This is a genomic window from Blastococcus atacamensis, assembly GCF_002938425.1.
In the GTDB taxonomy this organism is placed as follows: Bacteria; Actinomycetota; Actinomycetes; order Mycobacteriales; family Geodermatophilaceae; genus Blastococcus; species Blastococcus atacamensis.
Genome location: NZ_POQU01000007.1, coordinates 13,655 through 30,618 on the forward strand (window position 1 = coordinate 13,655; position 16,964 = coordinate 30,618).

The window sequence follows — 16,964 nt, forward strand, 5'->3', positions numbered from 1 at the left end:
GTCAGGCCGAGGGCTCCCAGACCCGCACCCAGTCCACGAGCATCGAGACGCCGGGCGGCGGCTGGTACCCGCCGCGGACGGACAAGTTGAGGATGATCATCATCGGCACCGAGGTCATGTTCTCGTCGGCGGTCAGCGCGTCCTGCGCCACCCCGTCCACGTACGGCACGGCCTTCACGCCGTCCCACAGCACGCCGTAGGTGTGGAAATCGTCCCGGTAGTCGACGTCGGGATCGCCGTACATGTCCGGGCCGGTCTTCTGCTCGTCGGCCTGGATGTAGTTGAACGAGGGCCGGCTCTCGCTGCCGCTCTCCAGGAACTCGGCGATGTCGATCTCCGGGGGCCACTGGCCCTGCGGGTGCAGCCAGAACGCCGGCCAGCAGCCCGAGCACCCGGGGAAGCGGATCCGCGCCTCGACGTACCGGGTCGGCTCGAGGGTCAGCGCGGGCGTCGACTGCACCATGCCGGAGCTGTAGGCGTAGTCCTGCCCGAAGAGGCTCCGCTGCTCCTCCTCGACGGTGAGCACGAGGTTCCCGTCGGCGAGGGTCGCGTTGTCCGGGTCGAACCAGGCGTCCTCGATCACCGGGTTGAACGGCACGGCGGCCAGGTCGTCGCCCCCGCGGTCGGCCCGGTCGGTGTCCCAGACGTCGGGGTCGAGCCGCTCGCCGTCGAACTCGTCGCCGAAGACCTGGTTCCAGTCGCCCGGCGGCCAGTCCGACGACGACGCGACCGGCTCGGACTGCCACGGCCGCAGCACCAGTAGGGGGACGGCGACCAGCAGCACGAGCGCCACCGCCGCGGGGACGACCCAGCGCCGCCGGCTCCGCGTCCCCGCCTCCGGGGTGACGGGTGCGGGTGCGGGTGCGGGTGCGGGTGCGCGGTGCTTGCCGCTCATGCCCGGCACCGGTAGAGGACGCTGTCCCCCTCGCGGAAGACCTCCTCGAAGTCCGGGTCGGCGGCGATCTCACGCTCGAAGGCCCGGTAGGTGAACAGCTGCATGGTGCCGAGCAGCCGCACGTCGGCCTCGGCCGAGGGCCCCAGGGCGACGTACACCGGGCCGGTGCCGGCGCGGGTGTCGCAGGCGTCCCGGGTGAAGGTGACCAGCGCCGTCGGGCCGTCGGCCACGCCCTGGAAGCCCGGCAGCTCGGAGATGCCGTCGACGGCGACGGTCGGCGCCGGCAGCATCTCCGGGTACTCGGCGGTCGAGCGCCACGGATAGGAGGACGTGAAGGGCAGCAGCACCGATCCCTCGGGCGCGTTCTCCTCGAACCACCGGTCGGCGGCGACGTCGGAGGCGGCCACCCGGTGGGTCAGCTCGCTGGCGAAATTGGCCGGCAGGGTGAGGAAGGCGACGAGGGCCACGGCCATCCCGGCGAGCAGCCGGCGCTCCGGCGTCCAGGTGACCTGCTCGTCGAACAGCTGCATGGCGATCACGAACGCCAGGAAGGGCAACGCGAAGAGGTAGGCGCGGAAGATCCCCTCGTTGCCGTACGGCTGCCCCAGGACCATGCCCATCGGGACCGCGGCGATGATCAGCGGCACCAGCACGCGCGGCGCCCGGGCCCGCCAGAAGAAGGCCGCGACGCCGCCCCAGAGGGTCAGCAGCGCGACGACGACCATCAGCAACGGCGCGGCGAACAGCGCGACCTCGTAGCCGGGCAGCGGTTCGGTGACCGACACCTGCGGCGGGCTGATGTTGCGCAGCCCGAAGTCGAACAGGTCGTAGGTGCTGTTGAGGAACGGCCAGGCCTGGAGCAGCCACGCCTCCTCGAGGGCGAGGAAGACCGCCGGGAGCCACGGGCGGGCCGGTCGCAGGATGACGCAGACCAGCGTGATCTGGGCCAGCAGGATCAGCGGGGACAGCGGGTGGGAGACGACGACCACGACGAACCCGGCGATGAGGAGCGCGGCACCCCACCGCGAGCGCCAGAACGCGCTGGCCTGCGGGAGGTCGGCGTCGTCGGGGAAGGCGAACCGGCGGGCGACCCACGGCCACCGGAACCCCTCCTGGCCCGGCGTCACGGTGCGCAGCAGGCCGCCGAGGACCAGCAGCGACAGCGGGAACGCGAAGGCCTGGGGCGCGAAGTAGTTCTGCCCGATCCAGTCGCCCAGGGTGAAGATCAGGACGGCGCCGTAGCGGGTCCGCCGCGACGTGGTGAGCCCGCCGAGCATCCAGTAGACCGCGGCGGCGGTGAGCAGCGCGAGAACCGGCTGGCTCCACTGCGCCAGGCCCTCGACGTCGATGCCGGTGGCCCTGCTGATCCCCGCCGCGAGGTAGAAGAAGCCCGGAAAGTTGTGGTAGATGTCGATCGACCGGTCGACGGTCCAGTTCTCCAGCAGGTACTCCGTGACGCCGATGTGCTTGAACGTCCATGGGTAGCGCGGGACCTCGTACACCAGCGACGGCGTCGCGAACAGGATCGCCACCAGGGCGACGTGGCAGGCGGCGAGCCCGTGGTCGAGGGCCCGGCGGGACAGCAGCGTTCCCAGGTAGAGCAGCAGCACCGCGGTGAACGCCAGGTACCAGCTCAGCGGAAGGGCGCTGAGGAGGCCCCAGCCGCCCATCTCCTCCAGTCGCACGCCCCGCAGGGACCACAGCCACAGCACTCCGACGGCGAGGGCGGCGAGGGGCAGGAGCCAGGGGCGCGCTGACCGCCAGCCGTCCTCGGAGTCCAGCCAGGTCCAGCGCGAACGTGCGGCGCGGCGGCCCCGGCTCGCGCTGCTGCCGCCGCGCGGGCTCGGCCCCACCGGCGGCGGGGTCTGCACCTCGGTGGTCATCGGCCACCTCCCGGGGCGACTCGTGCTGCCCGGCGGGCCCGTAGGTAGAGCACGGGTCCGGCGAGCAGGCCCAGCAACTCCTGCAGCATCGCACCGCGGGGGGCGGCGGTGGCCTCGGTCAGTCGTTCCTCCGTCGTCGAGCGGATGGCGGTCATGCGGCGCAGCCCGAGCGGGACCCGCACAAGGACCTCGCGCCGGGTCCCGGCCTGGAGCAGGCACTTGGTCATGAAGGCCGACAGCCCGGTGCCGTACCCGAACATCTGCCGGAGCAGGCCTGCGTCGTCGGCCCGGTGGTGGTGCCAGACGAGGGCGGCCGGTGAGTAGGCGATGGCGCGCCCGGCCCGGAGCACCCGCACGAAGATGTCGAGGTCCTCTCCCCCGCGGGTGAGGGTGCCCGCGCCGAGCGCCTCGTCGAAGCCGCCGAGGGCGAGCAGGTGCTCCCGGTCGAAGGCCATGTCGGCCCCGGTGCCGAACACGCCCGGCGAGTAGGGGAAGAGGGGGTCGTCGGCGGCGGCCCCGCCCAGGGCGAACAGCTGCGGCTCGCAGCGGGTGGACCAGGAGGCGGCCCGCGCGTCGAAGTACTCCTCCGCGGCACCGGAGATCTCCGCCGTGGCGACCAGGCCGGTCACGCACCCGACGTCCGGTGACTGACGGAAGCCACGCACGAGGCCGTCGACCCAGCGCGGGTCCACCGAGACGTCGTCGTCGGTGTAGGCGAGCCACCTGCCGCGCGCCTCGACCAGCCCGCGGTTCCGGGCGCGGGAGAGGCCCGGGCGCGGCTCCACGACGTACCGGAAGCGAGGGTCGGCCGCGGCGACGGCGTCGACCACCCGGCGGGTGCTGTCGTCGCTCGGGGCGTTGTCGACGACGAGGATCTCCAGCCGCGGATAGGTCAGCTCCCGCAGCCGACCGAGGCAGCCGGCGAGCTGACCGGCGCGGCCCCGGGTGCAGACGACGACGGTGACCAACTCCGCACCGTCGACCCGGTTGGGACAGCCGGCGCCCGCCGCCGGGTAGGGCCGCGACGCCACCAGGCCCTCTTCGGCGAGGTGGGCGGCGATCCGTTCGCCGAACGCCGCCTCGGCCAGCGGGAGCAGCGCCTCCGGGGCGGCCTCGGCCGACGGCAGGGTGAGGTAGCCGAGCGGGTCGCCGTGCAGCCGCACCAGGACGCGGGCCGTGCGGGAGCCGGCCGACGGCGTGACGCCGCGCGGCGGCGAGGAGTCGGCCAACTCCCACTCGCAGCACCACGTGCCGCCGGAACCGGTCATGCCTGCTCCGCCTTCGGCGACCGGATGCGGCTGTAGGCCAGCCAGAACCACGCGAGGCAGGCGACGGCGAGCGCCGTCCGTGACACGGTGCCCCCGATCCCGGTCGGCAGCTCGACCACCGCCAGGGCGAGCGCCATTCCGGCGAGGGCCTGCACGAGGCCGGCGCGGCGCGTGCCGAACGGCCGGCCGCGCGTGGGCAGCAGCAGGAGGAGGTGCTGCACCGAGTAGGCGACCAGGGTGGCCAGTGCGGCGCCGAGGATGCCCAGCGGCGGGATCCACCACAGGTTCAGGACCACGTTCACGACCGAGGCGACAACGGCGGCCGCGGCGATCGTCCGCGACCGGGACGCCATGAGCAGGGTGCGGGTCGCCGAGAGACCGGCCGTGTAGGGAACCGCGCTGACGATGACGACCGCCGTCACCAGCAGCAGCCCGTCGGGGCGGTACTCGGCGGGCGCCCACACGGCCAGGACCAGCGGGGCGGCCACGGAGAGCCCGACCATCACCGGCGCCAGCAGTCGGTAGAGCGCATCCCGGCTGGCGGTGATGACGGCGTCCCCGTCGGCTCCGGATCCGGCGGCGAAGAACCGCGGCAGCCAGACGGAGTTCAGCACGCTGAGCACGAGCATCGGCAGGGCGGCGATGTTGTAGGCCACCGAGTACTGGGCGACGGCGGTCTGGCCGAGCTCCTCCTGGAGGAGGAAGCGGTCGGCGGCGCCCAGCACGAACGAGCCCAGCATCGCCGGCACCAGCGGCAGGCCGAAGATCAGCGCTCCGCGGGCCAGGTCCCGGTCGCGCAGCCGCACCGTCCGCATCCGGGTGAGGCCCACCCCGACGACGACGGCCGCGGCCGTGGCGGCCAGGCGGCCGAGCACGAACGCCTCGGCGGTCGGCGCCAGCGCGATCAGCAGGACCAGGCTGAGCACCTCGGCGACCACCGACTGCAGCAGGCTGACGACGCTGAACCCGAGCAGCCGGTCCTGGCTGCGGAGCAGCGCGAGGACGGTGGCGGTGACCGCCGACGTCCCGGCCCACAGGACGGCGAGGCGCACGGCGCCCTCGTAGTCGCCGAACCCGAGCGCGGGGCTCCACAGCGGCCCGGTGAGCTCGGCGAGCGCGGTGACCGCGACGGCGCCGAGGAGCGCGAGGGTGACCAGCCGCCGGGCGGCGTCGATGCCGCGGTCCTCGAAGTACTTCTGGACGGCGACCTGCAGGCCGAGGCCCCCGAGCACGTAGAGCACCTGCATGAGCGCGTTGGCCGCGGCGAAGGCGCCGTACTCGGGGGCGCCGAGCAACCGGGTGGCCAGCGGGGTGGCCAGCGCGGCGACGAGCACCTGCAGGAACCAGAACAGCAGGTAGAGCGAGTCGCGGCCGAACATGCCCTGCAGGGCCGAGGTGACGTCGGGGCGCTGCTCGGCGGGCACCGTCCGGGGCGGGGAGCCGACCGGCCCGGGCGGGGTCACGGCCGCCGCCCGGCCAGGGCGAGCAGCCGGCGGGCAACGCCGCGGAGCTCCCGCTCGATCTCCTGGACGGGACGCCGTGCCGGGGCCAGGGCCGCGGCCACCAGCTGCTCCGGGGTCGTGTCGCGCCGGACCTCGACGCGCGGAACGGCAAAGCGGCCGCGGGACGAGGTGGAGGACCGGCGACCCTCGAGGGCGAAGGCGGCGGCGTAGCCGGCGCGGCGGGTGGCGGCGCGGACCCGGGCATCGTGCTCGCCGTGCGGATAGGCCAGCACCGGCTCGAGCGGCAGCCCCAGGGCGGGCAGGTCGGCCAGCGGGGCGGCGAGCTCGTCGGCGAGCGTGGCGTCGTCGGCGTGCACCAGGTGGGCGTGGGTGCGGGAGTGGGCGCCGAGCGTCCAGCCCCGGCCGGTCAGCTCGTGCAGCTGCTGGGCGGTGAGCAGCTGCAGCTCGGGAGCGCCGCGGCGGGTGTCCCAGTCGTTGCGGCCGCCGATCTGGTCGCTGACCAGCAGCACGACCGCCGGGATGCCCCGCCGCTCCAGCAGCGGCGCGGCGGCGTGCAGCAGGCTGGCGTAGCCGTCGTCGAAGGTGAGCATCGCCGACCGCGGGGGCAGCGCGGCGCCGTCGAGGTAGGCGAGGAACTGCGCCAGGTCGATCCACGTGAAACCGGCGCCAGTGAGGGCGTCGAGGTGGCGTTCGAGCAGCTCGGGGCCGACGCACCAGGGGCCGACGACGGCGTCGTCGACGTCCTCGACGGCGTGATAGGCCAGCACGACCGGCCCCGCCGGAGCGGATCCGCCGGCCTCGGCGAAGCCCCGCCAGTACTGGGCGTCGCGCAGCCGGGTGAACAGCCAGCGGGTGAGCAGGTCGGCGGAGCCCGATCGGGCCCGGGCGACCACCGGCCCCGCGAGAGCGCGCCCTGCGCGGCCGGGGACGGCCGGCGCCCAGCGGCGCAGCAGGCGGCCCACCGGTGTGCCGGCACCGTGCTGCGCGGCGAGCATGGCGGCCAGCGACGGGTGCTTGCGCACCAGCACGGCGTCGGCCCGGCCGCCCTGCCGCCACTGGCGCAGGTACTGGTCGGGCGTGACCACGTAGCGCTGGTGGCTGACGGCGCCGGGGGCGTAGCGGATGTCGGCACCGGTCTCGATGAGCCGGTGCAGGAAGTCGGTGTCCTCGGCCCCGAAGGAGCCACCCTCGTTGAAGTGCTCGTCGAAGCCCCCGGCGGCGGCGAAGAGGTCCGCACGCACCGACAGCTGTCCGGTCAGCAGGTCGCCCAGTGCCAGCCGGCCCCGGGTGCGGGTCAGCCGCTCGTGACGCAGCCGCACCCACCGCTCGACGCCGGGGGTGAGCAGGGTGGGGGGCGAGTCGGGGTGCACAGGGATGTGGCCGACGGCGCCGTCGGCGCCGTCGCCGAGCACCGCGTCGTGCTCGACCAGGAGACGGGGGTCGGCGACCATGTCGTCGTCGAGGAAGAGCAGGTACTCGCCGCGGGCGTGCGCGGCGCCGTTGTTGCGCGCGGCGGCCGCACCCCCGTTGGGCTGCTCGACGACGGTCACCGGGAACGGAAGGGTCAGGGCGCGGGCCGCCTCGGCGCTGCCGTCGGTGGAGCCGTCGACGACCACGACGAGCTCGACCGGCCATGGGGTGTCGAGGCCACCCAGCGAGGTGAGCGTCTGCAGGAGGACGTCGCGCCGCTGGTACGTGGGCACGACGATGCTGAAACGACACCTTCTCTCGCTCACCGAGCCCGCTCCTCCGTCTGCCGTACCGGGCGCCGTTGGCCTCCCGACCTGCGAACGTACCTGCGCCGGAGGGCCCGGTCCTCCCGTGTTCACCAGCCCGAGGGAGGGGACGGCGACGTCCCACCAGTCACATCCGTCACAGGCGGAACGGAAGGCTTCTTCGTGATCACGAAGAGCGATACACACCCGGGGGGGTCGATGTCGTCGTGCGCAATCCACGGCGAGGTCATCCGTACGGCGGGGAACGGGAGTAGACCCGTGGGACTACACGCACGCCTGATCGCCGGGCGGCGAACGGAGATCGGAGTGATCGAGGTGGCCCTGCCGCTGCTCAACGCGGAGATCGACGAGCCGCGGCCCGAGCGCATCCCGCTCCGGTCTGTGGGGCAGCACGCCGAGGGCACGAAGCGCCCGTCGGTGCTGCACGTGCACTGGTTCCGCTGGACCGGTGAGGACGCGTTCAGCGGCTCCTCGCTCTACACCTGCCGCTGCGGCCAGGTGCGCGCCTCCCTCTGACCTCGCGGGTTCAGCGCGCGGGCTTCCCCAGCCCGGGACGCTGCGGGGCCAGCTCGAGGGACCGGGCGTCGTCCGTGCGGCGCAGCGCCCAGTCGGCCGGCAGCACGAGCCGCGGCGCGACACCGATGAGCACGGCCATCAGGAACGCGACGCCGGCCAGCGCCTCACCGGACTCCTCGACGAAGGTGGCAGCTGTCGCCAGTCCTCCCGGGACGGCGGTGGTCAGGGCGGAGAGCCCGACGGCGGCGACCGCGTAGCCGGCGAGGCTGCCCAGCACGCGGCGCCGGTCACGACGCTCGTGCCGGCTGAGGACCCAGAGCGTGACGACGACGGCAGCGGCGAGCAGGGCGCTCACGGCGACGGCCCCGGCGGAGCCGATCGAGTCGGCCATGCTGGTCATGGCGTCGACGTGGACGCTGCCGCCGGCCTTGACCGTGGCGATACCGGCCGCGACGACGGCGACCGCCAGCCACCAGGTGCGGCGACCGGAGATGCGTGCGGCACCGGCGACCGCGGCGAGCGCGGCGGCGGCGAAGAGGAGTGCGACGAACATGCGCGGCAGCGACTGCTCGTCGTCCATCGACAGGAGCTGCGCGGTACGGCCGGTCGCCCCGGTCAGGCGGAGGACGAAGCCGGTGCCCATGAGCGCGACGGCGGCGGCCGCGAGAGCGACCCCGACCGGCGGCAGGGGAACGGCACGGCGGCGGACGCGGGCGGGCGCGACCACCGGAGCGGGCGCCAGGTCCTCGACGATGTTCGGCGCGACGGCCGAACGCTGATCGGCGAGCCGGATGCCGCGGCCGAGAAGGACGGCGGCGAGCGACGCCACGACGAGCCAGACGGTCAGTCCGACCGCGATCCAGAGCCACCACACGAACTCTTCATCGGCAGTTCCCGCGGAAACCTGACCCTTCCATGCCACTGACGGTCCGCATCCGTGTCACATGCGTCACTTCGGGATGACTGAACCACTCGCGTTCTGGGTAGAAGCCGGACTCACTGAAGTGGTCGTCCGTTTTGGCAAGGCACGCCTGATCGGTCGGCTCTTCCCGGGCCTGGTCCTCCCGTAGGAAGAAGTCATGAGCGCACTCTGGTTGGTCGCAGCAGCCTGGATGGCGGTGGCGTTGCTCCTGGCGATGGTCATCGGTCGCGCCGTGCGGATCGCCGACGACGCCGATGTGCTCGGTGAGCGGAACTTCGTCGTCGACGGCGACCCCCTGCAGGCGCCGGTTCCCGAGGCGTTCGCTGCCGCCGGCTCCTACGTCCCGCCGGCCCGCGGCATCGCCTGACCGACTCTCGACCTCGTCGCACCTGCCTCCTCGGAGGTACGAAGCCTTCGCGTGCCGCGATTCTGCGCCTACCCTTCTGCCCGAGCAGGAGCAGACGGGGGCCCCATGAACACCGACGATCCGGGCGCGCAACGCCCTGCAGATTCCGGCACGAACGCCGCTGCTCACGACCGCACACGCGACGACGGTCCCCTGGATCTGGTCGACCTCTCCGACGACGAGGAAACCGCTCCTCCGCAGCGCCATCGGCTCCGCCGGACGCTCATCGTCGTCGGCTCGCTGGTGCTGGTCCTCTCACTGGTCGTGGGCGGTGTCGCCCTGTTCCTCGTGAACCGGTACGCAGGGAACGTGGAGCGGGTGGGCGACGTCTTCGCCGATCTGGAGGAGGACTCCCGTCCCGCGCCCGCCACTCCGGTGGATGCGGCCGGGGAGCCCCCGCTGACCTTCCTGCTGGTCGGCTCCGACACCCGCACCGCCCCGGCGGAGGGAGAGCTGCCCGGGGGCCGCTCCGACGCGATCATGCTCGTGCGGTTCACGGGCGACCGGCAGCACGCGCAGCTGATCTCCATCCCCCGCGACAGCTGGGTCGAGATCCCCGGCCGCGGCATGGACAAGATCAACGCCTCGTACGCGTTCGGCGGGCCGAGCCTGCTCATCCAGACCGTCGAGCAGCTCACGCAGCTGCGCATCGACCACTACGTGGCCATCGACTTCGAGGGCCTGATCCAGGTGACCGACGACCTGGGTGGGGTCGACGTCGTCGTCGCGCAGACCACGACCAACGGGCCGTACACCTTCGAGGCCGGGCTGAACCACCTCGACGGCGACCAGGCCCGCTGGTACCTCGGTCAGCGCTATGGCCTACCGGGTGGCGACTTCGACCGCGTCAAGCGGCAGCAGCAGTACCTGCAGGCGATGTTCGGGAAGCTGTTCAGCTCCGACACCTTCAGCAGCCCGGCCCGGCTGGACGGCGCGCTGCGCGCGGTCACCAGCGCCGTCGCCGTGGACGACGGCCTCGGCAACGCCGACATGGTGTCGCTGGCGTACTCGCTGCGCGGGGTGACGCCGGAGAACATCGACTTCTTCACCGCTCCGGTGCGCGGCACCGGCAGGGAGGGTCCGGCGAGCGTCGTCTACCTGGACGACACCGCGGCCGACCGCATGTGGGAGTACCTCCGCAACGACTCCCTGGGGCAGAACGCCGCCGAGTTCGCCGACGACGCGCTGCCGGAGGTGCCCCGCTAGGTGTAGCTAGGCAGCAGGTGCAGCGATGCACTCCGCCAGTGCGACGCGCCAGTCCCCGCTGGCGGCAGCCCGCGCGGTGGATCCTCGCGAGATCCAGCGCGCCCGTGAGTGACCGCGGCGTCAGCCGGCCCACTCCCGCTCGGCACGCAGCCGAGCGTTGATGACGTGGGCGGAGGCGGCGGCATGGGCGGCGCGCGGGTCGCCGGCCGTGACGGCCTCGAGGACGGCCTGGTGCTCCGCCACGGCCTTGTGCTGGCTGCCACCCCACGCCGCGGAGTAGGTGGCCACGACGACGCGGGCCTGCACGCGTTCGAGGTGCTCGATCAGCACGGGGTTGCCCGACCACGTCTGGATGGCCTGGTGGAATTCGAGGTCGGCCTTGCGCGCCGTCCTGATGTTCCCGCTGGAGACGGCGGTCTCGTAGGCACTGTGGAGGCCGCGCAGGGCGGCGCGCTGCTCGTCGGTCAGCCGAGGCGTCGCCAGCTCGGCCGCCAGCCCCTCCAGCGGGGCCCGGACCTCCAGCGCGGCCAGGAGTTCGCTCCTGCTCATCGCGCGTACGACGACGCTGGCGCCGGCCTGCCCGAGCAGGCCCTCCGTGGTCAGCCGCTCGACGGCCGCGCGAACCGGACTGCGGCTCATGTTGAGCGCCTCGGAGAGCGCGACGACACTGAGCGTCTCGCCGGGGGCGAAGTCCCCGTCGAGGATGGCGGTGCGCAGGCGGGCGTGCGCGAGATCGGTGAGCGAGGACGGACGGGCCACCGGCTCCAGCTGGACCATCGAGTCCGTCCTTCCAGGCGCGACAAGGGCGCCAATAGTTTCACGCGCGGCACGACCTGTGCCTCAGGGGCACGTTGACGCGCCTTGCATCCTGCATGCACAATCCAGGCGTTGTCACGCATCCGCGCCACGCCGCACGGCGGAGCCGAAGGAGCAGAATGACCAAGCGCAGGCTCCCCCGATGGTCCGAACTGCGGCCGCTCCTCCAGGGGCGCCCGGTCACGTTGAACCCGACCACTCGCCGCTTGCAGGCGGCGGCCTCGCTGGAGGATCTGCGCGAGCAGGCGCGCCGGCGCACTCCGCGGGCGGTCTTCGACTACACCGACGGCGGCGCGAACCGCGAGGTGAGCCTGCGCCGGTCGCGAGAGGCATTCGACCGGGTGGAATTCGTGCCCAGCGTGCTCCGGGACGTCTCCACCATCGACACGTCCACGACCATCCTGGGCCGGGCGAGCGCCCTGCCCCTGGTCCTGGCGCCGACCGGTTTCACCCGGATGATGAACCACGAGGGCGAGCCGGCCGTGGCCCGCGCCGGCGCGCGCGCAGGGGTGCCCTACACGCTCTCGACGATGGGGACCACGTCGGTGGAGTCGCTGGCCCTCCAGGCGCCCGACACGCGCCGCTGGTTCCAGCTGTACCTGTGGAAGGACCGCGAGGCCAGCAAGGGGTTGATCCGCGCCGCGGCGGAGAACGGCTACGAGGCGCTGGTGCTCACCGTCGACACCCCCGCCGGCGGCTTGCGGCTGCGCGATGTCCGGAACGGGATGACCATCCCGCCGGCGCTCACCGCGCGCACCGTGCTCGACGGCGCGCGCCACCCATCGTGGTGGATCAACCTGCTGACCACCGAGCCGCTGGAGTTCGCGTCCCTGAGCACCTTCGCCGGAACGGTGTCGGACCTCGCGACGCAGGTCTTCGATCCGAGCGCCACGCTGGATGACCTCCGGTGGCTCAGGGCCCAGTGGTCGGGCCCGCTGATCGTGAAGGGCCTGCTGACCGCGGAGGACGCGCTGGCCGCGGTGGACGCCGGGGCCGACGCGGTGGTCGTCTCCAACCACGGTGGCCGCCAGCTCGACCAGTCCCCCACTCCGCTGGAGCAGCTGCCGGCCATCGCCGCCGCCGTGGGAGACCGCGCCGAGGTCTACATGGACGGAGGGGTGCTCTCCGGCTCCGACGTCGCCGCCGCGGTGGCGCTGGGCGCGCGGGCCGTGCTGGTGGGCCGCGCCTACCTGTACGGGCTCATGGCCGGCGGGGAGGCCGGGGTCGACCGGGCTCTCGAGATCATCCGCCGCGAGATGATCACCGCCATGCAGCTCATCGGGGTCGCGTCCGTGGCGGAGCTGACCGGGGACCGGGTCCGGCTCAGGTGACCCCGTCCTGCCCGGCCGGATCAAGGCCGGGCAGGACCTTCCCCGGGTTCATGAGGCCCGCGGGGTCGAAGACACTCTTGATCTGCCGCTGCAGCGCGATGCCCAGCGGCCCCAGTTCCTGGGCCAGAGCCTGCCGCTTGAGCAGCCCCACGCCGTGCTCCCCGGTGATCGTGCCGCCGAGGGACAGGCCCAGCCGCATGACGGCCTCGAATGCCGAGCGCGCCCGCTCGGCGGCGGCGGCGTCGCCCCGCGGCGCGATGATGACCGGGTGCATGTTCCCGTCGCCTGCATGGCCGGTGCAGGCGATGACGAGTCGGTGCTCGGCGGCGATCTGCTCCACGCCGGCGACGAGCTCCACCAGGCGGGCGCGGGGAACCGCGACGTCCTCGAACAGGGCCACCCCCAGGTTCTCGAGCGCGGCGGTGACCAGCCGGCGCGCTTCCATCAGCATCTCCGACTCGGCGGCGTCGCCGGCCTCGGCGACCTCGATCGCCCCTGCGGCGCGGCAGCTGGCCCCCATGCGCGCGACGTCGGCGGAGGCGAGTTCCCCCCGGTCGGAGCGGGCGAGGACGAGGGCGCCGGCGCCGGCGGGGAGGCCGAGATCCCGGTACTGCTGCAGGGCTCGGATGGTCGTCCCGTCCAGGAACTCGAGCATCGCGGGCTGCACGCCGGAACTCATGATGGCCGCCACCGCGGTCATCGCCGAGGCGGCGTCGGGAAAGACGGCGGCGATGGTGAGTGACGGCTCGGGCGCGGGGCGCAGGGCCACGGTCACCTCCGTGATCACGCCGAGGGTGCCCTCCGAACCGACCACGAGCCGGGTGAGGTCGTAGCCGGCGACGCCCTTCGCCGTCCGCCGGCCCGTGCGCAGGACCTCGCCGCCGGGCAACACGAGTTCCAGCGCGCGCACGAAGTCGCCGGTGACCCCGTACTTGACGCAGCACAGCCCGCCGGCGTTGGTGGCCACGTTGCCGCCGACGGTCGAGAGCTCCCAGGACGAGGGGTCCGGCGGGTAGAACAGCCCTTGGGCGAGCACGGCGCGGGAGAGGTCGGCGTTGACCACGCCCGGCTGCACGACGGCGACGTGGTCGACGGCGTCGATGGAGAGGATGCGGTCCATCCGGGTCATCGACACGACGATGCAGCCGTCCAGCGCGTTGGCCGCGCCCGACAAGCCGGTCCGTGCCCCTTGGGGCACCACGGGGACGCCGCGCGCGCTCGCCGTCCGCAGCACGTGCTGCACCTGTTCGGTGGTCCGCGGCGTGACGACGGTCAGCGGAACCCCCGCCGGGCACAGCCGGGCCTGGTCGAACCGGTAGGCGTCGATGCTGGCCGGGTTCTCGAGAACGGCGTCATGCGGGAGGCCCTGCCGCAGGGCGGCGGCGAGGTCGCCGCCCGAGAGCCCGATGGTCACCGGGCCTGGGCGCGGCTCGGCGCGACGACCGGGTTCACCAGCCGGCCGATGCCCTCGACCTCGACCTCGACGACGTCGCCGTCGGCCAGCGAGCGCCGGGGGTCCATGAATTCGCCGCACCCCCACGGGGTGCCGGTGAGCAGGAGATCCCCGGGCTCGAGGGTGAAGTTGCGGGAACAGAAGGAGAGCAGCTCGGCCACGCCGAAGACCATCTCCTTGGTGGAGGAGTTCTGGACGGTCTCCCCGTTCACGCGCGTGCTCAGCGCGAGCCCCTGCACGTCGCCCACCTCGTCGGGGGTGACCACGACCGGCCCCACGGGGCAGAAGGTGTCCAGGCTCTTGCCGCGGACCCACTGCCCGTCACCGAACTGGAGGTCGCGGGCGGAGACGTCGTTGGCGACGGTGTAGCCGAAGACGCCGTCCATCGCCTCGGTGGGTGAGACGTCGCGCATCGTGCGGCCGACGACGACGGCGAGCTCGACCTCCCAGTCGACCCGCTGCGTGAGGTCGGGGTCGAAGCGGATGGGCTCGTCGGGCCCCACCACCGAGCTGGGGAACTTGCTGAAGATCAGCGGCGCCGTGGGCGCGTCCATCCCGGTCTCGCGGACGTGGTCCAGGTAGTTCAGGCCGATGGCGACGATCTTCCCCGGCGCGATCGGGGCCAGGAGCCGCGCGCCCGGCAGGGGCTCGGCTGCGGCCGGCAGCGACCGCGGGTCGACGCCGGCGCGGACCAACTGGGCCAGATCGCCGTCGAAATCCAGGGGGCGGGCACCCTCGTCGCCCACCTGGACGATCCGGCGGCGACCCTCGTGCTCGATCTGTCCGAGGCGCATGTCTGTGTCTCCTGGTCGAACTAGTGATGGACTCGGTACCGCTGGGCCCGAGCGAGGTAGGCGTCATAGGGAAGGCGGCGTTCGAACGTGTCGGTGTCCTCGAGGAGGTCGCCGAGCTGCCGGACGTCCTCGGTGGACCGCAGTCCGGCGAGGGCCTGACTGATCGCACGGGTGGCCGCGGTGACGGTGAAGGAGTAGTAGACGATCACGTCGGCGCCGGCATCGCGCAACTGGGCCATGCTGCTGGGCGGGAGGTCACCCAGGACGAGCACCCGGGCCGGGATCTGATCGCGGACGCGGGCCAGCGTGGCGGGGTCGATGCCTGTGGGGAAGACCAGGTCGGCCCCTGCGTCGGCGAAGGCCGCCATGCGGCGCAGCGCCTCGTCGAGGTTCCCGGTGGCCCAGATGGCGTCGGTGCGGGCGATGACCAGGAAGTTCGGATCGGTGCGCGCCTCGACGGCGGCGCGGATGCGCTGCACCACGAGCTCGAGGGGCTGGACGGCCCGGCCTTCGAGGGTGTGCTTCCCCCCCGCGTGGTCCTCCACGTGGATGCCGCACACGCCCGCGCGCTCGAATGCATCGACCGTCCGCCACATGCCGGCGGGCTCGAAGAATCCGGCCTCGGCGTCGGCCAGGACGGGGACCGCCACCGCCCGGGCCACCCGGCCGGCATGGTCGGCCAGTTCGCCGAGGGTGAGGGAGCCGACGTCGGGCAGGCCGAACGCCGCCGCCGACGTCCCGTAGCTGCCCACGTAGACCGCCGGGTAGCCGGCCTGCTCCACCAGGCGGGCGCTGAGCGCGTCGTGCGCGCCCGGCACCACCACCGGCCCGGGTTGGTCGAGCAGTGCGACGAACCTCCGCCGCAGTGCCGCTGCGCCGACGTCGCCGGCCGCTGCTGCCTCGCCGCTCATACGCGCTCGACCGACTTCCGCTCGGAGGCCGGGACGCCGGCCAGCAGAGCCACCACGCCGAGCAGCACGATGGCGCCGACGGTGTAGATGACGTAGTCGAGGCTGCCGGTGAGGTCGGTGATCCAGCCGGCCAGGTAGGGGATGACGAAGCCGGAGAAGGTGCCCATCGAGTTGATCAGCGCCAGCGCACCGGCGATGGCCGTCCCGCTGAAGAAGAGGCCGGGCAGCGGCCAGATGATCGGGAAGGAGGCGAAGATGCCGGCGGTGGCGATGGTGAACAGGACGATCGACAGCACGGGGTTGTCTACCCAGACCGTTGCCAGCAGCGCCAGCATGCCGATCGACACACTGGCCGCGATGTGCCAGCGGCGCTCGTTCTTGCGGTCGGAGTGGCGGCCCAGCCACACGGTGGCGATGGCGGCGGCCACGTACGGAATCCCGGTGATGACGCCGATCTGGGTGTCGCTGAAGTCGCCGAGGTTCCCGATGATCGTGGGCAGCCAGAAGCTGATGAGGTAGACGCCCGCCAGGAGGGCGAAGTAGACGAAGCCCAGCAGGTAGAGCCGGGGGTTGCGCAGCGCGCTGGTGAACTTGTGCTCCTGGTGGGTGACGGAGCTGTCGACGTCGTCCTGGAGCAACTGGCGCTCCTCGGGCGAGAGCCACGTCGCGTCCTTGGGGCGGTCGCTGAGGACCACGGGGACCAGCAGGCCGAGGATCACGGCAGGAATCGCCTCGATGACGAACATCCACTGCCAGCCGCCCATCCCGAGCGCTCCGTCGAAGTGGTCGAGGATCGCACCGGAGACTGGCCCGCCGATGGCGCCGGCGAACGCGGCGGCGGCCAGGAAGGAGGCGGACGCGGCACCGCGCCGGGACCCCGAATACCAGTAGGTGAGGTAGAGCAGGATCGCGGGGACGAACCCGGCTTCGAACATGCCCAGCAGGAATCGGACGATGTAGAACTGCAGCGGCGTGGTGACGAAGGCCGTGGCGGCCGATGTGACGCCCCACAGAACCATGATCCGCAGGATCGTCCGGCGGGCACCGATCTTGGTCATGAGCAGGTTGCTCGGGATCTCGAAGATCACGTAGCCGATGAAGAAGATTCCCGCGCCGAGCCCGTACACGGTGTTGCTGAACTCGAGGTCGTCGAGCATCTGCAGTTTGGCGAACCCGACGTTGATGCGGTCCAGGTAGGACACCATGTAGCAGAGGAAGATGAACGGGATCAGGCGGCGCGTGACCTTCTTGTAGACCTGGTCGAGCGATGTCGACGAGGAATTCCGGCCCGCAAGGTTCGACTCCACGGTCATGACGCTCATCTCTCTCGATCCCGGCCTCGGGCGTTGCGCGGCACGGCCAGT

At 72.7% G+C, this 16,964-nt stretch carries 15 protein-coding genes; 4 read left to right on the forward strand and 11 right to left on the reverse strand.

Annotated features, from left to right (window positions below):
• Position 1: 1 nt before the first annotated feature.
• Genes C5508_RS03345 through C5508_RS03365 form a run of 5 tightly spaced genes read right to left on the reverse strand, consistent with a single transcriptional unit; the run spans position 2 to position 7,212 of the window.
• On the reverse strand, positions 2-895 hold the full coding sequence (locus C5508_RS03345; RefSeq protein ID WP_157943945.1) for a glycoside hydrolase family 16 protein: 894 nt from the start codon (positions 893-895) through the stop codon (positions 2-4).
• Positions 892-2,778, reverse strand: a complete 1,887-nt coding sequence (locus tag C5508_RS03350; protein ID WP_104523540.1) for a hypothetical protein — start codon at positions 2,776-2,778, stop codon at positions 892-894. Before C5508_RS03350 ends, C5508_RS03345 begins: the two co-directional genes overlap by 4 nt.
• The gene (locus C5508_RS03355) at positions 2,775-4,046 is read right to left on the reverse strand and encodes a glycosyltransferase (RefSeq protein ID WP_104523541.1); all 1,272 of its coding nucleotides are present in this window, start codon (positions 4,044-4,046) and stop codon (positions 2,775-2,777) included. The genes C5508_RS03350 and C5508_RS03355 overlap by 4 nt, the downstream gene beginning before the upstream one ends.
• Entirely contained in the window at positions 4,043-5,509 is a 1,467-nt protein-coding gene (locus C5508_RS03360) for a lipopolysaccharide biosynthesis protein (RefSeq protein WP_157943947.1), read from the reverse strand. The genes C5508_RS03355 and C5508_RS03360 overlap by 4 nt, the downstream gene beginning before the upstream one ends.
• A complete protein-coding gene (locus C5508_RS03365; RefSeq protein WP_198597831.1) occupies positions 5,506-7,212 on the reverse strand; it encodes a glycosyltransferase in 1,707 nt (568 codons plus the stop codon). Before C5508_RS03365 ends, C5508_RS03360 begins: the two co-directional genes overlap by 4 nt.
• Before the next feature lie 339 nt (positions 7,213-7,551).
• On the opposite strand from C5508_RS03365, the gene C5508_RS03370 reads away from it, so the two are divergent.
• Positions 7,552-7,761 (forward strand): hypothetical protein, encoded by a 210-nt coding sequence (locus C5508_RS03370; RefSeq protein WP_104523544.1) that lies wholly within the window; start codon positions 7,552-7,554, stop codon positions 7,759-7,761.
• 10 nt (positions 7,762-7,771) lie between these two features.
• On the opposite strand, the gene C5508_RS03375 is transcribed toward C5508_RS03370, so the two are convergent.
• A complete protein-coding gene (locus C5508_RS03375; protein ID WP_104523545.1) occupies positions 7,772-8,635 on the reverse strand; it encodes a hypothetical protein in 864 nt (287 codons plus the stop codon).
• A 205-nt stretch (positions 8,636-8,840) separates the two neighbouring features.
• Here C5508_RS03375 and C5508_RS19405 point away from each other — a divergent pair, with 205 nt between their 5' ends.
• Both C5508_RS19405 and C5508_RS03380 read left to right on the forward strand, forming a co-directional pair.
• Positions 8,841-9,050, forward strand: coding sequence for a hypothetical protein (locus C5508_RS19405; protein WP_157943948.1), 210 nt, complete (start codon positions 8,841-8,843; stop codon positions 9,048-9,050).
• Positions 9,051-9,155: 105 nt separating this feature from the next.
• Positions 9,156-10,295 carry an LCP family protein gene (locus C5508_RS03380; RefSeq protein WP_104523546.1) on the forward strand — a complete coding sequence of 380 codons (1,140 nt, stop codon included), beginning with the start codon at positions 9,156-9,158 and terminating at the stop codon, positions 10,293-10,295.
• A 120-nt stretch (positions 10,296-10,415) separates the two neighbouring features.
• Here C5508_RS03380 and C5508_RS03385 read toward each other — a convergent pair whose 3' ends face one another.
• Complete coding sequence (locus C5508_RS03385; RefSeq protein WP_104523547.1) at positions 10,416-11,072, reverse strand: GntR family transcriptional regulator; 657 nt, start codon at positions 11,070-11,072, stop codon at positions 10,416-10,418.
• A gap of 158 nt (positions 11,073-11,230) precedes the next feature.
• On the opposite strand from C5508_RS03385, the gene C5508_RS03390 reads away from it, so the two are divergent.
• Positions 11,231-12,442 carry an alpha-hydroxy acid oxidase gene (locus tag C5508_RS03390; protein ID WP_104523548.1) on the forward strand — a complete coding sequence of 404 codons (1,212 nt, stop codon included), beginning with the start codon at positions 11,231-11,233 and terminating at the stop codon, positions 12,440-12,442.
• Here C5508_RS03390 and C5508_RS03395 read toward each other — a convergent pair.
• Genes C5508_RS03395 through C5508_RS03410 form a run of 4 tightly spaced genes read right to left on the reverse strand, consistent with a single transcriptional unit; the run spans position 12,435 to position 16,922 of the window.
• On the reverse strand, positions 12,435-13,856 hold the full coding sequence (locus tag C5508_RS03395; protein ID WP_232796891.1) for an FAD-binding oxidoreductase: 1,422 nt from the start codon (positions 13,854-13,856) through the stop codon (positions 12,435-12,437). The two genes, C5508_RS03390 and C5508_RS03395, sit on opposite strands and share 8 nt — an antisense overlap.
• Positions 13,853-14,689 carry a fumarylacetoacetate hydrolase family protein gene (locus tag C5508_RS03400; protein ID WP_104523549.1) on the reverse strand — a complete coding sequence of 279 codons (837 nt, stop codon included), beginning with the start codon at positions 14,687-14,689 and terminating at the stop codon, positions 13,853-13,855. The genes C5508_RS03395 and C5508_RS03400 overlap by 4 nt, the downstream gene beginning before the upstream one ends.
• Positions 14,690-14,709: 20 nt before the next feature.
• Positions 14,710-15,600 carry an isocitrate lyase/PEP mutase family protein gene (locus tag C5508_RS03405; RefSeq protein ID WP_104523550.1) on the reverse strand — a complete coding sequence of 297 codons (891 nt, stop codon included), beginning with the start codon at positions 15,598-15,600 and terminating at the stop codon, positions 14,710-14,712.
• Positions 15,597-16,922, reverse strand: coding sequence for an MFS transporter (locus tag C5508_RS03410; protein ID WP_198597832.1), 1,326 nt, complete (start codon positions 16,920-16,922; stop codon positions 15,597-15,599). Before C5508_RS03410 ends, C5508_RS03405 begins: the two co-directional genes overlap by 4 nt.
• Positions 16,923-16,964: the final 42 nt, after the last annotated feature.